General features: G+C 30.2%; 15 protein-coding genes. 5 read left to right on the top strand and 10 right to left on the bottom strand.

Features of this window, described 5'->3' with window-relative positions:
- Positions 1-2 precede the first annotated feature (2 nt).
- The 5 genes from AJN58_RS02475 to ppk2 form a co-directional block, all read right to left on the bottom strand.
- Positions 3-1,373, bottom strand: coding sequence for a TolC family protein (locus AJN58_RS02475; protein ID WP_070277240.1), 1,371 nt, complete (start codon positions 1,371-1,373; stop codon positions 3-5).
- Between the two features lies 1 nt (position 1,374).
- Positions 1,375-3,300 carry an ABC transporter permease gene (locus AJN58_RS02480; RefSeq protein WP_070277241.1) on the bottom strand — a complete coding sequence of 642 codons (1,926 nt, stop codon included), beginning with the start codon at positions 3,298-3,300 and terminating at the stop codon, positions 1,375-1,377.
- On the bottom strand, positions 3,300-4,472 hold the full coding sequence (locus AJN58_RS02485) for an efflux RND transporter periplasmic adaptor subunit (protein WP_002871376.1): 1,173 nt from the start codon (positions 4,470-4,472) through the stop codon (positions 3,300-3,302). The genes AJN58_RS02480 and AJN58_RS02485 overlap by 1 nt, the downstream gene beginning before the upstream one ends.
- Positions 4,473-4,550: 78 nt before the next feature.
- Entirely contained in the window at positions 4,551-5,741 is a 1,191-nt protein-coding gene (locus AJN58_RS02490) for a M20 family metallopeptidase (protein WP_070291934.1), read from the bottom strand.
- A gap of 8 nt (positions 5,742-5,749) precedes the next feature.
- Entirely contained in the window at positions 5,750-6,631 is an 882-nt protein-coding gene (gene ppk2, locus AJN58_RS02495; RefSeq protein WP_053872584.1) for a polyphosphate kinase 2, read from the bottom strand.
- Between the two features lie 93 nt (positions 6,632-6,724).
- Between ppk2 and AJN58_RS02500 the strand changes: the two genes are divergently transcribed.
- From AJN58_RS02500 to AJN58_RS02510, 3 genes are read left to right on the top strand one after another with little or no spacing between them, the layout of a single operon-like run.
- Positions 6,725-8,428 (top strand): protein-disulfide reductase DsbD family protein, encoded by a 1,704-nt coding sequence (locus tag AJN58_RS02500; RefSeq protein ID WP_070209854.1) that lies wholly within the window; start codon positions 6,725-6,727, stop codon positions 8,426-8,428.
- Positions 8,425-9,093: an MOSC domain-containing protein gene (locus AJN58_RS02505; RefSeq protein ID WP_070291936.1), complete on the top strand. Its 669-nt coding sequence runs from the start codon at positions 8,425-8,427 to the stop codon at positions 9,091-9,093. Before AJN58_RS02500 ends, AJN58_RS02505 begins: the two co-directional genes overlap by 4 nt.
- A 50-nt stretch (positions 9,094-9,143) precedes the next feature.
- Positions 9,144-10,487, top strand: coding sequence for a sodium-dependent transporter (locus tag AJN58_RS02510; protein WP_070209852.1), 1,344 nt, complete (start codon positions 9,144-9,146; stop codon positions 10,485-10,487).
- Here AJN58_RS02510 and AJN58_RS02515 read toward each other — a convergent pair.
- The 5 genes from AJN58_RS02515 to peb4 all read right to left on the bottom strand — a co-directional run bounded on the left by AJN58_RS02515 (position 10,479) and on the right by peb4 (position 15,713).
- Positions 10,479-11,354 (bottom strand): 1-aminocyclopropane-1-carboxylate deaminase/D-cysteine desulfhydrase, encoded by an 876-nt coding sequence (locus AJN58_RS02515; RefSeq protein ID WP_053872869.1) that lies wholly within the window; start codon positions 11,352-11,354, stop codon positions 10,479-10,481. The genes AJN58_RS02510 and AJN58_RS02515 overlap by 9 nt on opposite strands.
- Entirely contained in the window at positions 11,341-12,294 is a 954-nt protein-coding gene (locus AJN58_RS02520; protein WP_002852313.1) for an OmpA family protein, read from the bottom strand. The genes AJN58_RS02515 and AJN58_RS02520 overlap by 14 nt, the downstream gene beginning before the upstream one ends.
- Entirely contained in the window at positions 12,291-13,733 is a 1,443-nt protein-coding gene (locus AJN58_RS02525; protein ID WP_070286394.1) for a MotA/TolQ/ExbB proton channel family protein, read from the bottom strand. The genes AJN58_RS02520 and AJN58_RS02525 overlap by 4 nt, the downstream gene beginning before the upstream one ends.
- 94 nt (positions 13,734-13,827) lie before the next feature.
- The gene (gene fbaA / locus AJN58_RS02530) at positions 13,828-14,892 is read right to left on the bottom strand and encodes a class II fructose-bisphosphate aldolase (RefSeq protein ID WP_070286395.1); all 1,065 of its coding nucleotides are present in this window, start codon (positions 14,890-14,892) and stop codon (positions 13,828-13,830) included.
- Complete coding sequence (gene peb4, locus AJN58_RS02535; protein WP_070286396.1) at positions 14,892-15,713, bottom strand: peptidylprolyl isomerase PEB4; 822 nt, start codon at positions 15,711-15,713, stop codon at positions 14,892-14,894. The genes fbaA and peb4 overlap by 1 nt, the downstream gene beginning before the upstream one ends.
- 80 nt (positions 15,714-15,793) lie before the next feature.
- Here peb4 and nth point away from each other — a divergent pair, with 80 nt between their 5' ends.
- On the top strand, positions 15,794-16,420 hold the full coding sequence (gene nth / locus AJN58_RS02540) for an endonuclease III (protein WP_044779333.1): 627 nt from the start codon (positions 15,794-15,796) through the stop codon (positions 16,418-16,420).
- Positions 16,417-17,067 carry a DNA/RNA non-specific endonuclease gene (locus AJN58_RS02545; protein ID WP_070286397.1) on the top strand — a complete coding sequence of 217 codons (651 nt, stop codon included), beginning with the start codon at positions 16,417-16,419 and terminating at the stop codon, positions 17,065-17,067. Before nth ends, AJN58_RS02545 begins: the two co-directional genes overlap by 4 nt.
- The last annotated feature ends 10 nt before the right edge of the window (positions 17,068-17,077 follow it).

The raw sequence follows: 17,077 nt of genomic DNA on the forward strand, positions 1-17,077 counted from the left end.
ATTTAATACTTAGGAAATTCTAAGTTTTCATCATTAAAACTTAAAGCTGTGATTTGATAGTAAGAATTAATGGTTTTTAAAAGATTAAATCTAGCTCTTAAAAATTCTTGCTGGGTAGAATTTAAAGTGTTATTTGCATCCAAATAATCTTTTAATTCACTTTTTCCTAAAATATATTTTTCATAATACGCCTTAGCGATAAGCTCTTGTTTAATGTTAATATTTTGCAAATTTTGCAAAAGCAAGGTGTCGCTTTGATAGTCTTTATAATTCAATGCAAATTCATTCATCGCACTTTGTAAAGCTTGCTCATAAGAAATTAAAAGTTGTTCATAAGCAAATTGTGAAATTTTGATATTTTGCTTTACTCTACCATAATCTAAGAAAGGCAAAGAAATCTTAACATTGCCACTTAAAATTTCAAATTTAAAACTATCATCAATTTTTTTATCACTCCCACTTAATGCTCCACCTAAAGAAATGCTAGGCAAAATAGATTTTTGTATGGAAGAATAATCCTTAAAAGCTGATTTTAAGCTATTAAGTTTAGACCTCACATCTGCACGGTATGCTAAGGCTTTTAAAGGTATGTTAAAATCAGGACTTAAGGTTTTAAAATCATTTAAAGATAAAGTTTTAAAATACTCTATATAGGCAAAACCTTCTTGCTTTGCCAATAAATCTTGTAAATTTTTTATGAGTAAATTACGATTTTTATCATTGCTTAATAAATTTTGTTTAGCTCTTAATAGACTTTGTTCTATGTTTAAAAGATCTAATTCTTCTATTTTTCCAAGTTTGTATTTATAGCTATAAAGCTCTTTCATTTGTTCTAAATTTGAAAGATAGACTCGAAGCAATTTATCTACATCGTTAAAATAAGCCAGCTCAAACACATTATTTAAAGCTGTATTGATCATGCTTATTTTTAAATTTTCAAGATCATAAGCACTTGCTTTCGCACTAAATTCACTCGCACTTGCGCTATCTCTTAATTTGCCATAAATATCAAGCTCATGGCTTAAATTTAAAGAATTATTGAAATTTTTACTTTGTTTGCCTGAATTTAAATCTTTATCCGCACCAAAACCCAAATTTCCACTTAAAGTCGGATATAAATCATAATTAATCAAATCGGCTCTAGCCAAAGCTGAAAGCAAAGTTTTTCTAGCAATATTAATATCACTATTATTTAATAAAACAAAATTTAGAAATTCATTTAATTTTGCATTATCATAAGATCTATACCAATCATAAGTGAGATTTAAATCTTTCATTTGTTCTTGAGTTAAATCAACTTCTTTAGGCAAGCTAAGTTTTGCACCACAAGCGCTCAAGAAAAATGCTAAAAAAATGCTAAGTATTATTTTCACTTTATTCCTTTGATAATGCACTAATAGGATTTAAATTTGCTGCATTTCTTGCAGGGAAAAAACCAAAAACCACACCGATAAACATAGAACTTAAAAGTCCCAAAAGCACAGAATAGGCATTTAAAATCATAGGAAAATCAGTACTTAAAGTATTAAAAGCAAAAATAACAAAAATCGATAAAATCACACCTAAAATCGCCCCTATAGTACAAATCATAACCGCTTCGATTAAAAACTGCATCATAATATCTTCTCTTCTAGCCCCTATAGCCATGCGTATGCCTATTTCTCTTGTTCTTTCACTTACAGAAACAAGCATGATATTCATCACTCCTATACCCCCAACAATCAAAGCAATCACAGCCACACAAGCTGTAAGTATCGTTGTAGTGCGTTTATTTGCTGTAATAGCTTGCTTAAAGGTGTCAGAATTAAAAGTAAAAAAATCCTTTTGTCCGCGTTTAATTTCTAAAATTCTTATGATAGCATTTTCAGCCAAAGTTGAACTCACATCATCTTTAACCTTAACTATGATTTCACGCAAATTTCTATCTCCTGTAAGCTTATTCATCAGTGTTGTATAGGGTATATAAAGACGCACTACATTATCTTCTATAGGCTTGTCTGTATCTTTTTGCAAAACTCCTATGATCTTAAAAGGTTGAGAATTAAAAAGTACCACACGACCTAAAATATTTTCACTTTTTTCATCAGGAAAAAGATTTTTTTTAGCGTTAAAATCTAACACAGCAACATTGGTACTATTTTTTACATCATCATTATTTAAAATTCTTCCCGCATCTATCCTTAAACCTTCTATGGCAAAATTATTTACCCCCACTCCTTCAGCTCTTGCACTTAAAGAAATATTGGTATAAGTTGCTACACCTGAAGTATTTGAGTGAGCATCAACTGCTTCTAAATATTCTAAAGATCTTAGCGTTTCTAAATCACTAAAATTAAGCCTTGTTTTACCCGAACGCAAATCCCCAAATCCTTTTCCAGGACGAATTTCAATAGTATTTGTTCCAAGTCTTGCAATGGATTCAAGCACCTTAGCTTGAGAGCCCAACCCCAAAGCTACAACACAAACTACAGAAGCAATACCTATGATGATTCCAAGCATAGTTAAAATAGAACGAAGTTTGTGTGCAAGTATGGAAGAATAAGCTATCTTAAAACACTCAAAGGCTTGATTTTTAAGCAAAGTAAGTGTTTTTTTCTCTTTAGACATTGTTTTTAAAGTGAGTTTTTCTTGAGCTTTTTCCTTTTTAGTATCGCTTAAAATTTCTCCATCTTTAATTTCTATAACCCTTTTAGCTTGTGCTGCAATTTTTGGATCATGAGTTACTAAGACTATAGTATGACCTTGCGCGTTAAGTTTTTGTAAAATTTCAAGCACCATAATACCGCTTTTACTATCCAAAGCTCCCGTTGGCTCATCAGCCAAAATAAGCTCTCCACCATTGATTAAAGCTCTTGCTATAGAAACGCGTTGTTGCTGCCCTCCGCTTAATTCATTCGGTTTAGAATCTAACTTGTGAGCTAATTCTAAATCATTTAAAAGTTTTTTAGCGTTTTGACTTCTTTCTTGTAAATTTTTTCCCGCATAAACTGCAGGTAAAGAAACATTTTCTTTAGCGCTAAGCAAGCTTAAAAGATTATATCTTTGAAATATAAAGCCTATTTTTTCACGCCTTAATCTTGCTTTTTCATCGTTATTAAGTTTAGTGACTTCATACTCATCAAAAACATAAGTTCCACTACTTGGCGTATCTAATGTTCCTATGATATTCAAAAGTGAAGTTTTACCACTTCCACTTTGTCCTATAATAGCAACAAATTCACCTTTTTCTATACTTAAACTTACATTTTTTAAAATGGCATTTTCGCCTATATTTTTGCAAATATTTTTAAGAAAAATCATTAAAATCTCAACTTCATTTTAGGAGCTAAGCCATCAGCACTTGAGCTTACTATCAATTCTTCATTTTCATTTACACCTTCTAAAATTTGAGTATTGATAGAATCTTTAATACCAAGTTTAACATATTTTTTAACAGCTTTTTGATTTTCTAAAATTTCAACATAATAGCCTTTTGGATCACTTTTAATTGCATAAGTTGGCACTGCTAAAACAGCCTTTGCACTTGCTACAACAATTTCATTTTGTATACTCATACCAATACGCAAAAAATCATCTTTATTGGCTACATAAAATTTTGCGTAATAATAAATAGCATTTGATGAGCTTGAGCTTGAAGAACTCGAACTTGATGAGCTTGAGCTTGTACTAGAATCACTCACTTCAGTATCAGCTGGATCTATACTTGCAATCTTAGCATGATAAGTTTTTTGAGGATCATTAAGCAAAGAAAAATCAAGCTCTGTTCCTACTTTTATCTTACTCACATCAGCCTCTGCTATTTCCATCCTTACTTCCATTTCATCTAAATTAGCTATACGGACTATAGTAGGAGTGTTTTGATTAGCATTAACTGTTTGTCCTTCATCTACAGCTACATTAATCACAACACCATCCATAGGAGCAGTAATGGTTGTATAACCTAAATCTTTTTGTGCATTTTTAAGAGTGATTTCAAGCTGAACTACTTGAGCATTAAGCTCTGCAACATTGGCTTTTAAAGTATAATAATTATTTTTTTGAGTTTCTAAATTTTCAAGAGAACTTGCTTTAGCTGCATAAAGTTTTTGCTCTCTTTGATATTGCTTACTTGCAATCTCAAGAGCAACTTTTTTACTCTCTAAATTAGCCTTAGCGCTTTCAAGCTGAGCTTTTGTAATATCTAAATCGTTTTGTTGTTTATCTTTGTCAATTTGAGCGATCAAATCACCTTGCTTTACATGAGTTCCCACATCGACATAAAGTTTTATAATTTGTCCGCTAACTTGAGCACCTACATCGACTTGATCTTTGGCATATACCTTTCCTACTGCCTCTATGGTTTGAGATATATCTTTTTTTTGTATTTTTTGAGTTAAATAGCTGATTTTTTCATCATTATTAAAAAAAATAAAATAAGCCCCAACACTTCCAAGTATTGCAATTAAAATGATTAAAACAATCTTCTTTTTCATAATAACAAATCCTAAAGAAAAATCAAGATTAAATTTTACTCATTTTTTGTGAATTTTTTGTGAATTTTTAATTCTATTTTATAAATTTAAAAATTCTAAAGCCATCATCACATCACCCTGCATTAAAACTTTTAAATTTTCATCATCCCAACAAAAAGTAGAACTATGGTGCAAAGCTGGATGATTTAAATCCTTTGAAATTCCAACAAATACATAAGCTCCCATTCTTTCTCGTGTTAAAAAAGCAAAATCTTCAGCCCCCATGTCAGGTTTAGAAGAAACAATGATATTTTCTTCTCCTAAGACCTTTGCAAAAGCTTTTCTTGCTATTAAAGCAGCTTTTTCATCATTAATCAATGGAGGAAATTCTTTAGTATATTTAAGCTTATAATCTCCACCATTAGATTTTGCTGTAGCAGCAGCTACTTCTTCTAGAGAACTTTTTAAAATATCTTGTGTTTTATCATTTAAAAAGCGCACAGTTCCTTTTAAATAAGCATTTGCAGGAATAACATTATAAGTAGTTCCTGCACAAATTTGACCTACGGTAATCACCCCTGCTTCATAAGGGGCTAAACGCCTAGAAACAACACTTTGTATATTATTTACAAATTGCGTTGCCATAATTATAGGATCTATACAAGTGTGCGGATGAGCTCCATGCCCTCCTCTGCCAATAAATTCCAAATCAAAAATATCCGTTCCAGCCATCATTTCACCACTTACAATTTGAGCAGTATTTTCAAGCAAAGACCCCCATAAATGACAACCAAAAACCGCATCAACATAAGGATTTTCCAATACACCTGATTCTATCATAGGTTTAGCTCCACCGCTTCCCTCTTCTGCGGGCTGAAACATAAACTTAATCGTGCCACAAAATTCATCTTTGAGCTCATTTAATATCAAAGCAGCTCCCAAAAGTCCTGCTGTATGTCCATCATGTCCACATGCGTGCATCTTACCATCAATTTTTGAAGCATAACTTAGATTAGTTTTTTCTTGTACAGGCAAAGCATCCATATCCGCTCTTAAAAGAACGCATTTTGGTTTTTTCTGACTCTTCTTTTTTCCTTCTATAATAGCTAAAATTCCTGTTTTTGCAATATTTTTTTGATATTTAATGCCAAACTCATCTAAAATTTTACACACTAAATGAGCTGTATTTTCTTCTTCAAATTCAAGCTCAGGATGCATATGAATTTGATGTCTTAAATCAACTACTTTATCATAGTACTTTAGTGCTAAATTTTCAACCAGCTTATGCATTCTTTTCCTTAATCTAAATCTTTTATTTTCTCATCTGCTTTTTTACTGTCAAGTTTTTCCAAATTCGCCTCCATTTTTCGTATTTCTTCTTCTCCACTACGCACTAATTTTGCATCAATTTTGGAAAAATCTCCAGTTTTTTTATTTGGATATTCTACCTTAGAAAGTATAAAACGCAATAAATTTAATCTTGCTTTTTTCTTATCATCTGAAGAAATAATAGTCCAAGGACAAGTTGGAGTATTAGATGCTAAAAGCATAGAGTATTTAGCTAAAGTATATTTATCCCATAATTCTTGTGATTTTTGATCTACAGGAGATAATTTATATTGTTTAAGTGGATCACTTCGGCGTTTTTCAAAACGTTTTTTTTGCTCGTCTTTTGATACTGAAAAATAAAATTTAAAAAAAATAATATCACTATTTGAAATCATATTTTCAAACAAAGACACTTCTCTTAAAAAATCTTTATGTTGTTGCGGTGTACAAAAACCCATAACCGGTTCTACTCCTGCACGATTATACCAAGATCTGTCAAAAATCACAATCTCACCGGCCGAGGGCAAATGTGCTATATAACGCTGAAAATACCACTGTGTTTTTTCCACATCACTAGGTTTTTCAAGAGCCACAACGCGGCAACCACGCGGGTTTAAATGCTCAATCAAACGTTTAATCGCCCCACCTTTTCCAGCTGCATCGCGTCCTTCTATAAGTATAAGAACCTTTAAACCCTTGGCTTTAACATGATTTTGAAATTTCAAAAGCTCAATTTGCAAATTCTTTAAATCTTTTTCATATTCTATTGTACTTTTCTTTCTTTTAACAGAAATATAAATTTCATTCTTTTTAACAGCCCCTTGTGTTTTTGAAGAATTATTTTCTTGCATTTTCAAACCTTTATAAAGTATTTAAAGTAAATTTATCATAATAAATTATAATTGAAGCTAAAGATAAAGGAAAAATAAGTTTTTAGGAAATTTATGCGTATTTTTGGTATTATTTTATTAAGTTTTTGCTTATGTTTTGCTTCTATATTGTCTTTAAATGAAGCTTTTAATGTAAAATCAAACTCTTATAATAGTTCTATCTCAATTGATATTGAACTTGGAAAAGATATTTATCTTTATTCTAATAAACTTAAATTATATATAAATGAAAAAGATATAAGTTCTTTGATTAATCTACCTCAAAGCTCTACAAGAGGCAATGAAAATGTTTATTATCAAAAATTAAATTTAGCTTTGCCAAATTTACTACTAGAGCACTTTGCAAAAAATACTACAAATTTAATCAAACTCGAATTTCAAGGTTGTTCTGAACAAGGCTTGTGTTATAATCCTCAAACTTGGTACTTTGATCTCATTTCTAAAAAAGATACTTTTGAAATTTCAAAACCTTATAAAGCTCAAAAAACAGATAAAAAAACTAAAATTGAATCTGAAGAAAGCTCTATAGCAAATTTTTTAGCAACAGATAACTTTTTTTGGATTTTACTAAGTTTTTTTGGCTATGGACTTTTACTCTCCTTAACACCTTGTATTTTACCTATGATTCCGATTTTATCTTCTCTTATCATAGCAAAAAGTAATGCTAAATTTTCAAAAAAACATAGTTTTTTTCTCTCTTTTATCTATGTTTTTTTCATGTCTTTAGCCTACGCTATTGCTGGAGTTATAGCAAGTTTTCTAGGAGCAAGTATTCAAGGAATTTTACAAAAACCTATTATTTTAATTCTTTTTGCTCTAATTTTCATAGCTTTTGCTTTTGCTATGTTTGGAGCTTTTCGTTTCGAATTACCATTAAGATTTCAAACCTTTATACATAAAAAAAGCGAAAAAGGAAAGGGAGTTGTAGGTATAGCTATTATGGGATTTTTATCTGCTTTAATAGTAGGTCCTTGCGTAGCAGCCCCTTTAGCAGGTGCTTTAATTTATATAGCCAATACAGGCAATGCTTTATTAGGTGGTAGTGCGCTTTTTATCATGAGTTTTGGCATGGGTATACCTTTGCTTTTCATAGGCTTAGGATTAGGTTTTATTAAACCTAGTTTTTGGATGGAAAAAGTAAAAATTTTCTTTGCTTTTGTTATGTTGGCTATGGCTATTTGGATACTTTCTAGAATTATTGAAGAAAATTACATTTTAATTGCCTATGGAATTTTAGGTGTATTTTTTAGTGTTTTTATGGGAATTTTTGAAAAAAGTTTTACAATAATTTCTAAAATTAAAAAAAGTATTTTAATTCTTATTTTAGCTTATTCTCTAAGTATTTTCCTAGGGGGACTTTTTGGGGCTAAAAATTTCTTAAATCCTTTAAATTTCAATACTATATCTGCCTCAAAACCTGCTTTAAGCTATGATTATATCAACAATTTTGAACAATTAAAGCAAGAAATACAAACAAATACAAAGCCCATAATGCTTGATTTTACTGCATCTTGGTGTGAAAATTGCAAACTTTTAGATGAATTGACCTTTAGCGATGAAAGAATCATACAAAAAATGCAAAATTACAAACTTATCAAAGTTGATGTAAGCGAAAATAATAATGAACAAATTAAAACCATGAAAGAATTTAATGTTTTTGGCCCACCTGTTTTAATTTTCTTTGAAAATGGAAAAGAAAAATTAAAAATCACGGGTTTTATCAGTGCTGATGATTTATTAAAAAAACTAGAACCATGAAAATTCAAAGTTTGCAAATAGGGAAAATTAAAAACTATAAAAATTTCCAAAGCGCATTTATTAAAGATACTTACCTAGAAGAAACACAAATTGATTTTCTAGGTATTTTAGATGATCAAATAGCTGATAAAATTCATCATGGAGGCTACCATAAGGCTATTTTTGCCAACTCTTGTCAAAACTATCCTATATGGGAAAGATTTCTTAATAAAAAGCTAAATTTTGGCTCAATGGGTGAAAATTTGAGCATCGATGGGCTTTGTGAACAAAATGTTTGCATAGGTGATATACATCAAATTTCAAATGCAATACTGCAAGTAAGCGAACCTAGAAAACCTTGTGTAAAAATTTCTAAAATTCACAATAATCCAAATTTTACACATGAAATTTTTAAAACGGGCTTGAGTGGATGGTATTATAAAGTTTTACAAGTTGGACAAATACAAAAGCATGAAAATATTAAAATTTTAGAAAAAAATTCTACTTCACTTAGTGTATTTGAACTCAATCAACTTTTTTACTCCCCGCATCAAATTCTTAAGCAAAATCTGAATTTATTAGATAAATTAGAAAAATTAAACTCTCTCATATCTCAAAATTGGCACGAAACGATACACAAACGCTTAAAAAATACTTACGATATAAGCTATATGGATAGCTTATAAGTTTTTAAAGTTATTTTTAGGTAAAATAATTCTTTTTCGAAAGGATAATCATGCAAAGACAAACATGGAGTAGCACACTAACTTATATTCTAACAGTTGCTGGAGCAACCATAGGATTTGGAGCAACTTGGCGTTTTCCCTATCTTGTAGGAGAAAATGGTGGCGGTGCTTATGTATTAGTTTTTTGTATAGCTATGATTATCATAGGCATTCCTGTTATTTTAGTTGAAAATGTCATAGGCAGAAAAGCGATGACAAATAGCGTAGATGCTTTCAAACAAAAATGGCAAAGTATTGGATATATGGGACTTTTAGGAAGCTTTGGCATAATGGCTTACTACATGGTACTTGGAGGATGGGTTTTAGTTTATATTTGGGAATTAACCCTAGGGAATTTTAGTCTTGCCAATGTAGTAAGCAAAGAATTTACTCATCAGTTTTTTAACGACAAAATAGCCTTCAATCCTTTAGGAGTTGGTATTTTTACCACTGTTTTTGTAATTATTAATTATATTATTTTAAAAAGAGGCATTATAGATGGTATAGAAAAATCCGTCAAATTTTTAATGCCCTTATTATTTATCTGTCTTATTGTTGTTGTGGGACGCAATTTAACCCTTGATGGAGCTATAGCTGGAGTTAAATTTTATCTTGAACCTGATTTTAGTAAAATTTTATCATCAAAACTTTTAATCGATGTTTTAGGGCAAGTCTTTTTTGCTTTATCCCTAGGTTTTGGGGTGATGATAACACTTTCATCTCATCTTAATAAAAATGAAAATATGGCAAAAACCGCTATTTATACAGGGGTTTTAAATACCATTATAGCTGTTTTGGCTGGTTTTATGATTTTTCCAGCACTTTTCTCAGCAGGACTTGCTCCAGATAGCGGGCCTTCTTTGGTTTTTGAAACTTTACCTATAGCATTTTCTCATATCCATTTTGGTACCATTGTGTGTATTTTATTTTTTGTCTTACTCTTGATTGCAGCTTTAACCACAAGCTTGCCAATTTATCAAGTTATTATTAGCGTATTAGAAGAAAAATTTAAATATTCTAAAAATCTTTCTATTAACCTAACTCTAGGGTTTATCTTCATACTTGGCAATCTTCCTTGTATTCTAACTTATGGGCCTTGGCGTGATATTGTTATCATCAAAGGAAAAAACATTTTTGATAGTTTTGATTTCATTAGTGGAAATATTTTGTTTGTTTTAACTGCATTTTTTTGCTGCATTTATGTAGGTTGGATTTTAGGCAAACAAGAAAGTCTAAAAGAACTTAGCAATAACAATACACTTAAAAGTTCATGGTTTGGAATTTGGTTTTATTATGTAAAATATATAGTACCTTTGATTATTTTAATCATTTTTATCTATGGAATTTTAAACTAATTTTTTAAATTTATATCTCTCTAACATAGTGGAATTTCCTAAAATTCCACCTTGATGTATATAAAGCAATGGTTTTTTCCACTCTTGTTTTAATGCTATACTTAATCCTAAAATATCATACAACAAGTCAAATTCTATATTGCACTTTAACTTTAAATCCATGTAAAGCTCATAAAATTCTTTATACGGTCTAGCAAAGTGATATTTTTTATCACTTGTTAAAAATTCTAAATTTGAAAAATCATAGCTTGGATCTAATGTTAAAATTTGTTTTTTAAGATATTTAATATCACCTACACAAGCGCAAGTAAATACTTTAAATTTAGAATACTTTGCCAAAAAAGCTGCCGAAGTGCCTGTACCCGAAGGTAAAAAAATATCAAAATCAAGCTTTAAACTTTGACTTTGCATTTGAATTTCTTGAGCAAGCTCCATATAGCCATATTGAGCTTCTAAATTAGCCATGCCTTGTTCTATAAAAATATCATCTTTTTTACACAAAGACAAGGCAAATTGCTTTAAGGATAAAGAATGGATATTTTCTACAAAATCAACACCATTTTCTAAAGCTAAAGCATAGTTTCCACAAGGATTATTCTTAAGAAAAGTAGAAATTTTTTCACAAGCAAAAACAAGCTTATATGATCTTTGTTTAGCAAAAATACTTAATGCCGCCAAAGCATTACTTTGGCTTCCTCCATAACTTATAAAAGATTGATTTTTAGGATATCTTTGATGGATATAAAAAGCAAGTTTCCTAGCTTTATTTCCATTAATTTCTCCTAATAAATCATCTCTTTTAATATAAAATTCAAATCCGTTAAAATTGATTTTTTGTATAGGACTAATTGTTTTAATGAAATTCAAAGAATTTTTCTACATCTTTTAAAGCATTATCATTTTTAATGCTAAATTTTATCTCTATGCGACGACTCTTATCCTTATCTTCAACTCCGTTGACAAACACAGGATCTGAAAAAGAACGTCCACTTGCCATTAAAAGCTTTTGAAGCTTATCACTCTTATAAAAAGTATAGATAAAATTCATCACCTCATAAGCTCTTTTTTGCGACAAATCTAAATTATAAATATAAGATCCATCACTATCAGTATGTCCTTCAATAATGATATTTTCAATGTTAGAAAAAATTTTTGGATCTTCAAGAATAGCATCAAAATATTCGCTTAAGATTTTTCTCAAACTTGCCTTTGCTTCATTTTTTAACACATAAGAATCTTTATCAAAAAGTACTTCAGCAGGCAAAGAAATAGATCCTGTCTTTTCATCTATAGTGATATTATTATCAAGTTTGCTTTGCAATTCCTTGCTTAAATTTTCACGAATCAAACCAAGATTTTGCACCTTTTCTTTAGCTTTTTGAAAATCTTCTTGTAAATTTTTAAGCTCTTCATCTTTTTTCTCTAATTGACCTAGTAAAATCAAAATTTGCTTATCTTTATTATCTAAAGTTGAGTTCAAATCTTTACTTAACTGCTTGTAATTTGTAATATTAGCCTCTAATTCTGCTTTTTGAGAATTAGCAAGATTTAAAGCACTAGAAGCATTGTTTAAATCAGAACTTAGTTTAAACACTATAGCTTCTTTATTTCTAAGCTCTTCTTTGCTCTCCTCTAAGCGTGCCTCTTGTTTATTGAGATTGTCTTTAATTTCTTTTAAATCACTTTGAGTTAAAACATATTTTACAACAATAGCACCTATTAGCAAAATAAAAACAAACAGCAATCCTGCCATTAAATCAGCATAAGCTATCCAAAAATTGCTATCTTCTTTTGACTCATTTTTCATTTATTTTCTTTATCTTCATTTTTTAACTCATCATTGCTTTCTTGCTTAGATATTTCTGCTTGAATTTCATCTTGATTTTCTTCAGTCTTAGACTCTGAAAAATCTTCTATTTGTTTGGTTTCATTTTCTTTATTTTGATTTCCATCCCCAGAAAGCTTACTCATCATTTGACTTGTTTCTTCATCAAGTGCTTTCATTTCTTTTTTAAGCTCATCCATCATTTTGATTTTAGCATCGATACTTTTTTCTTCTTCATATACTTCCTTAAATTTATGCATACCTTCAAACAAGCTTGCTTTAAATCCCTCAAAAACCTTTTCTTGACTTTCCAACATTGCTTTTTCATAAAGTTCAAAATTTTTGCCAAAACGCTCTACTTTTTCATCGAATGCACTTAGCGTCTTATCAAGATGATGAATTTTATCACTACTGATATCGAGCAAGCGATTATATTGTTCTGACATTCTTGTATTGATTTCTTTCAAATTTTGATTGAGCAAACCTATGCCATTTAACATTTCACTATAAAGCTTTCCAAGATCGCGTTGATCTCTTTGTGCTTTACTAAGCTCACTCATGGTTTGTTTGATGTGTTCACTACTTAATCTAATAGCTTTTTCTTCTACATTTAGCATATCTTGAAAAATGCCAAATTTTCTATCAATAGCATGATCAAGCTCTGCAAAAAAATCATCATTGCTAACTTGTTTAAAAATTGCTCCAATTTTTTCAAAATGTTGCAAACTCTCAGTTAAATATCTTTGATCAAGCTCTTCTTTTGTCCAAAAAAATCCACTTGTAGCGTTTTTTTGACGATTTAGTAAACGATCTATTTTACTTTTACCATATTTTTCAAAAAACATCCACCATAATGCAAGAAAAATTCCATAAATTGAAACATAAAAAGCAGTTCCTACTCCACTTAACAAATCTGCAATTTCTTGTTCTAAAGCGGCTGTATCACTAGAACTAAAATTTGGCATTGAAAAAGCTATGCTGATAAAAGTTCCTAAAATTCCCATCATTGGAAAAATTGCCGAACCTATACTAGCAAAATTCTCATTTCTTGCACCTTTAATATATGTATAAGCAAAGTCATCAAAATTGGCATTTGATTTCGTGTCTTTCCCTATGGCAAGAAAATGCCTCATAATATGTCTTTTTAAAGCCTGTTTAAATTCATCTTTTTGTTGTTCAAAAATACTATACGCATACTCAGCACTATGTCTAGCAAAAATCAATGCTGTAAAAAAAATCACACCTGTCATAATAACCGTATGTAATTCAACCTTAAAGTCAATTACATTAAAATAACCTAATAAAATCAAAATATAAAGAAAAGCTGGAATAAAAATAATTTTAAAATAAACCAAAGAACCTCTTGCATCTTTGCCTTCAGGCAAAACAAGTTCTGAAATTTCATCTGATTTAATCTCCATGAAACCAATACCTCAATAAAAATTTTATTTTAAAGATTGCTACTTAATTTGATAAAAATTTTTAAAACAAAATAAAACTAAGCCTTTAAAATGCTTAGTTTTTGTTTATACAGTTTAAATCTTCAAAAGCGACTTCAAGACGCTTTATCATGCTTTCTTCACCACTCCTTAACCAAACACGCGGATCATAGTATTTTTTATTTGGCTTGTCATCACCTTCTGGATTTCCAATTTGTCCTTGCAAATAAGCCCTATTTTTAAGTTCATATTCACGTACCCCATCCCAAAAAGCCCACTGGGTATCTGTGTCAATATTCATCTTAATTACGCCATAACTTACTGCATTTTTAATATCTTTTAGCTCGCTACCGCTACCACCATGAAATACAAAATTTATAGGCTTATCATTTTTTAAAGCAAATTTATCTTTGACAAATTTTTGCGAATTTTTTAAAATTTCAGGTTGTAAGCTAACATTTCCTGGTTTGTAAACTCCATGTACATTTCCAAAGCTTGCTGCAATTGAAAATTTATCACTAATTTTTCCAAGTCTTTCATATGCAAGTGCTACATCTTCTGGTTGGGTATAAAGCTTAGAATTATCAATACCTGTATTATCCACTCCATCTTCTTCGCCACCTGTACAACCTAGTTCTATTTCAAGCGCGACACCTAAAGCATCAAGTTTTTGAAGATAAACTTCACATGTGTTAAGATTTTCTTCTAAACTTTCTTCGCTAAGATCAAGCATATGAGAACTAAATAAAGTTTGTCCATGGGTTTTTTTATATTGTGCATTTGCCTCAATAAGCCCATCAATCCAAGGTAAAAGTTTTCTTGCGGCATGATCAGTGTGTAAAATCACAGGCACACCATAAGCTTTAGCAAGTAAATGTACATGTTTAGCCCCACTAATTGCACCTAAAACTTCTCCATTAGGACAATTTTTCCCTGCATAAAATTTTGCCCCACCATTTGAAAACTGGATAATAACTGGAGAGTTAACTTTTTTTGCAGCTTCTAAAACTGCATTAATAGAATCAGTTCCTACAACATTAACAGCAGGAATAGCAAAACCCTCTGCTTTAGCATAGTCATAAACTTTATTAAGCTCATCTCCGCTAATCACTCCTGCTTTTACAATGTCTAAAACACCCATTATTTATATTCCACTTTAGCACTATTTAAAAGATCTTGGCCTTTTTGATTGATAACTTTTTTAAATTCTTCAAATTTAAGTCCGTTTTCAATACCTTGTTTCACTTCATCAAATTTGATTTGACCTTTAGCCTGCGAATTTTCTTTTAAGATTACATGATAGCCAAAATTCGTTTTTATCGGAGTTGTAGTAATAGTACCATTTTTAAGTGCGAAAGCAGCATCTGTAAAAGGCTTTACCATAGTTGATTGATCAAACCAACCAAGCTCACCACCTTGGTTTTTTGAACCTGGATCAATTGATTTCTCTTTAGCAAGCTCACTAAATTTAGCATCTAGCTCTTTACCTTTTAAACCTTTAAGTTCGTTAATAATATCCTTAGCTTCTTTTTCTGTCGCTACTAAGATATGTTTTGCTTGCACTCTTGCAGGTTTTACATATTTGTCTTTATTTTGTTCATAAAAAGCTTTAACTTTAGCCGCATCAATTTTAATTGTATTTAAAATTTTCTCTTGATAAACATTAACAAGTATTGCATCTTTTGCACGATCAAGTTCTTTTGTGTATAAAGGATCTTTTTCTAAATTTTGTTTTTTAGCATCTTGTAAAATTAAGTCTTGCATAATATACTGCTGAATAAGAGCTTTTTTTTGATTATCTGGCAAAGTTTTAAAATCCTGTCCTCTAAGCATAGGGGCAAAAAATTCACTTACTTCTGTATCACTAATGCTCTTGCCATTAACAGTGGCTACTGTAGCTGCATTTACATTTAAAGCTACACCTGCAATCAAAGCTGCTGCAACTAAAGAAATTTTTTTCATTGGGTTTCCTTTTTAATAAAATGTATATAAAATCGATTATATCTAAACTTGGTTTAAAGCTAATTAACTAAAATTAAAAAATGAAAAGAAATTTAGAAATCAAAGAGCTTTTTTTAAAACATTTTGAGAAACCTGTAACAGAACTTAAATTTTCAAATTTATACGAACTATTAGTCTGTGTGATGCTTTCAGCCCAATGCACTGATAAAAGAGTTAATCTCATCACTCCTGATCTTTTTAAAGCTTATCCTGATATCAAATCTCTTGCAAATGCAAATTTATCAAGCCTTAAAACCTACATACAAACTTGTTCATTTTTTAATAATAAAGCACAAAATCTTATAAAAATGGCAAAATCAGTTTGTGAAAATTTTGACGGAGAAATTCCCCTTGAAGAAGAGAAATTAAAATCCTTAGCAGGCGTGGGACAAAAAACCGCCCATGTGGTTTTAATAGAATGGTGTGGAGCAAATTTCATGGCTGTAGATACTCATGTTTTTAGAGTTTCTCACCGCTTAGGACTTAGCAAAGCAAAAACTCCAGAAGCTACAGAAGAAGATTTAACACGCATATTTAAAGATAATCTTAACTATCTTCATCAAGCCATGGTTCTTTTTGGACGCTACACTTGTAAAGCTAAAAAACCTTTATGTAAAGAATGTTTTTTAAATCATCTTTGCAAAAGTAAAGATAAGGAACTTAAATGAAAATTTTCATCTTTTTACTCGCTATATTTCTTAATATTTTCGCCTTAGAATCTTACAAGCCTAGTGCTGTTTTTTCTTCTTATTTTAACAACATAAACTGCTCGCAAATCTTAGATAAGTTTTTTTATCTAAATTGCTATGATTATAAACTCAAAGGTACAAAAGCCATTGCTTATAAAGCAGAAGCTTCAAATTTAAAAAATAAACAAATTAAAAAACGCCCTCGCTTTGAAGATGATACAAATATTCCTAAAAAATACCGCACTACTTGGAGTGATTATAAAAACAGCGGCTACACGCGAGGACACACTGCACCCAATGCTTCTTTTAGCTTTAGTAAAGCTGCTCAAAATTCAGTATTTTTAATGAGTAATATTACCCCACAAAATGCGCAAATAAATAATAAAATTTGGAATGAAATCGAACAAAGAGAAAGAAATTTGGCTTTAAAATTTCAAAGTATTGAAGTTTTAAATTTAGTACTTTACGATAAAGAACCACAATACATTAAAAACCGTATTGCTATACCAAGTTTTTATGTAAAAATTATTAAAACTCCGAAATTTAAAGAATGCTATCAAGTACCAAACCACGAAGTAAATGATGAAAATATTAAACAGTATCAAATAAATTGTGATAAATTTTAAGGTATAAATT

Origin of the sequence: Campylobacter sp. BCW_4321, from assembly GCF_001763075.1 — a bacterium.
Classification (GTDB): Bacteria; Campylobacterota; Campylobacteria; order Campylobacterales; family Campylobacteraceae; genus Campylobacter_D; species Campylobacter_D jejuni.

Coding starts and splice junctions, on each gene's coding strand:
- AJN58_RS02520 (WP_002852313.1), bottom strand. CDS start 12,294: ATGAAAAATGAGTCAAAAGAAGATAGCAATTTTTGGATAGCTTATGCT.
- AJN58_RS02545 (WP_070286397.1), top strand. CDS start 16,417: ATGAAAATTTTCATCTTTTTACTCGCTATATTTCTTAATATTTTCGCC.
- AJN58_RS02510 (WP_070209852.1), top strand. CDS start 9,144: ATGCAAAGACAAACATGGAGTAGCACACTAACTTATATTCTAACAGTT.
- AJN58_RS02490 (WP_070291934.1), bottom strand. CDS start 5,741: ATGCATAAGCTGGTTGAAAATTTAGCACTAAAGTACTATGATAAAGTA.
- AJN58_RS02500 (WP_070209854.1), top strand. CDS start 6,725: ATGCGTATTTTTGGTATTATTTTATTAAGTTTTTGCTTATGTTTTGCT.
- AJN58_RS02480 (WP_070277241.1), bottom strand. CDS start 3,300: ATGATTTTTCTTAAAAATATTTGCAAAAATATAGGCGAAAATGCCATT.
- AJN58_RS02485 (WP_002871376.1), bottom strand. CDS start 4,472: ATGAAAAAGAAGATTGTTTTAATCATTTTAATTGCAATACTTGGAAGT.
- ppk2 (WP_053872584.1), bottom strand. CDS start 6,631: ATGCAAGAAAATAATTCTTCAAAAACACAAGGGGCTGTTAAAAAGAAT.
- fbaA (WP_070286395.1), bottom strand. CDS start 14,892: ATGGGTGTTTTAGACATTGTAAAAGCAGGAGTGATTAGCGGAGATGAG.
- nth (WP_044779333.1), top strand. CDS start 15,794: ATGAAAAGAAATTTAGAAATCAAAGAGCTTTTTTTAAAACATTTTGAG.
- AJN58_RS02525 (WP_070286394.1), bottom strand. CDS start 13,733: ATGGAGATTAAATCAGATGAAATTTCAGAACTTGTTTTGCCTGAAGGC.
- AJN58_RS02505 (WP_070291936.1), top strand. CDS start 8,425: ATGAAAATTCAAAGTTTGCAAATAGGGAAAATTAAAAACTATAAAAAT.
- peb4 (WP_070286396.1), bottom strand. CDS start 15,713: ATGAAAAAAATTTCTTTAGTTGCAGCAGCTTTGATTGCAGGTGTAGCT.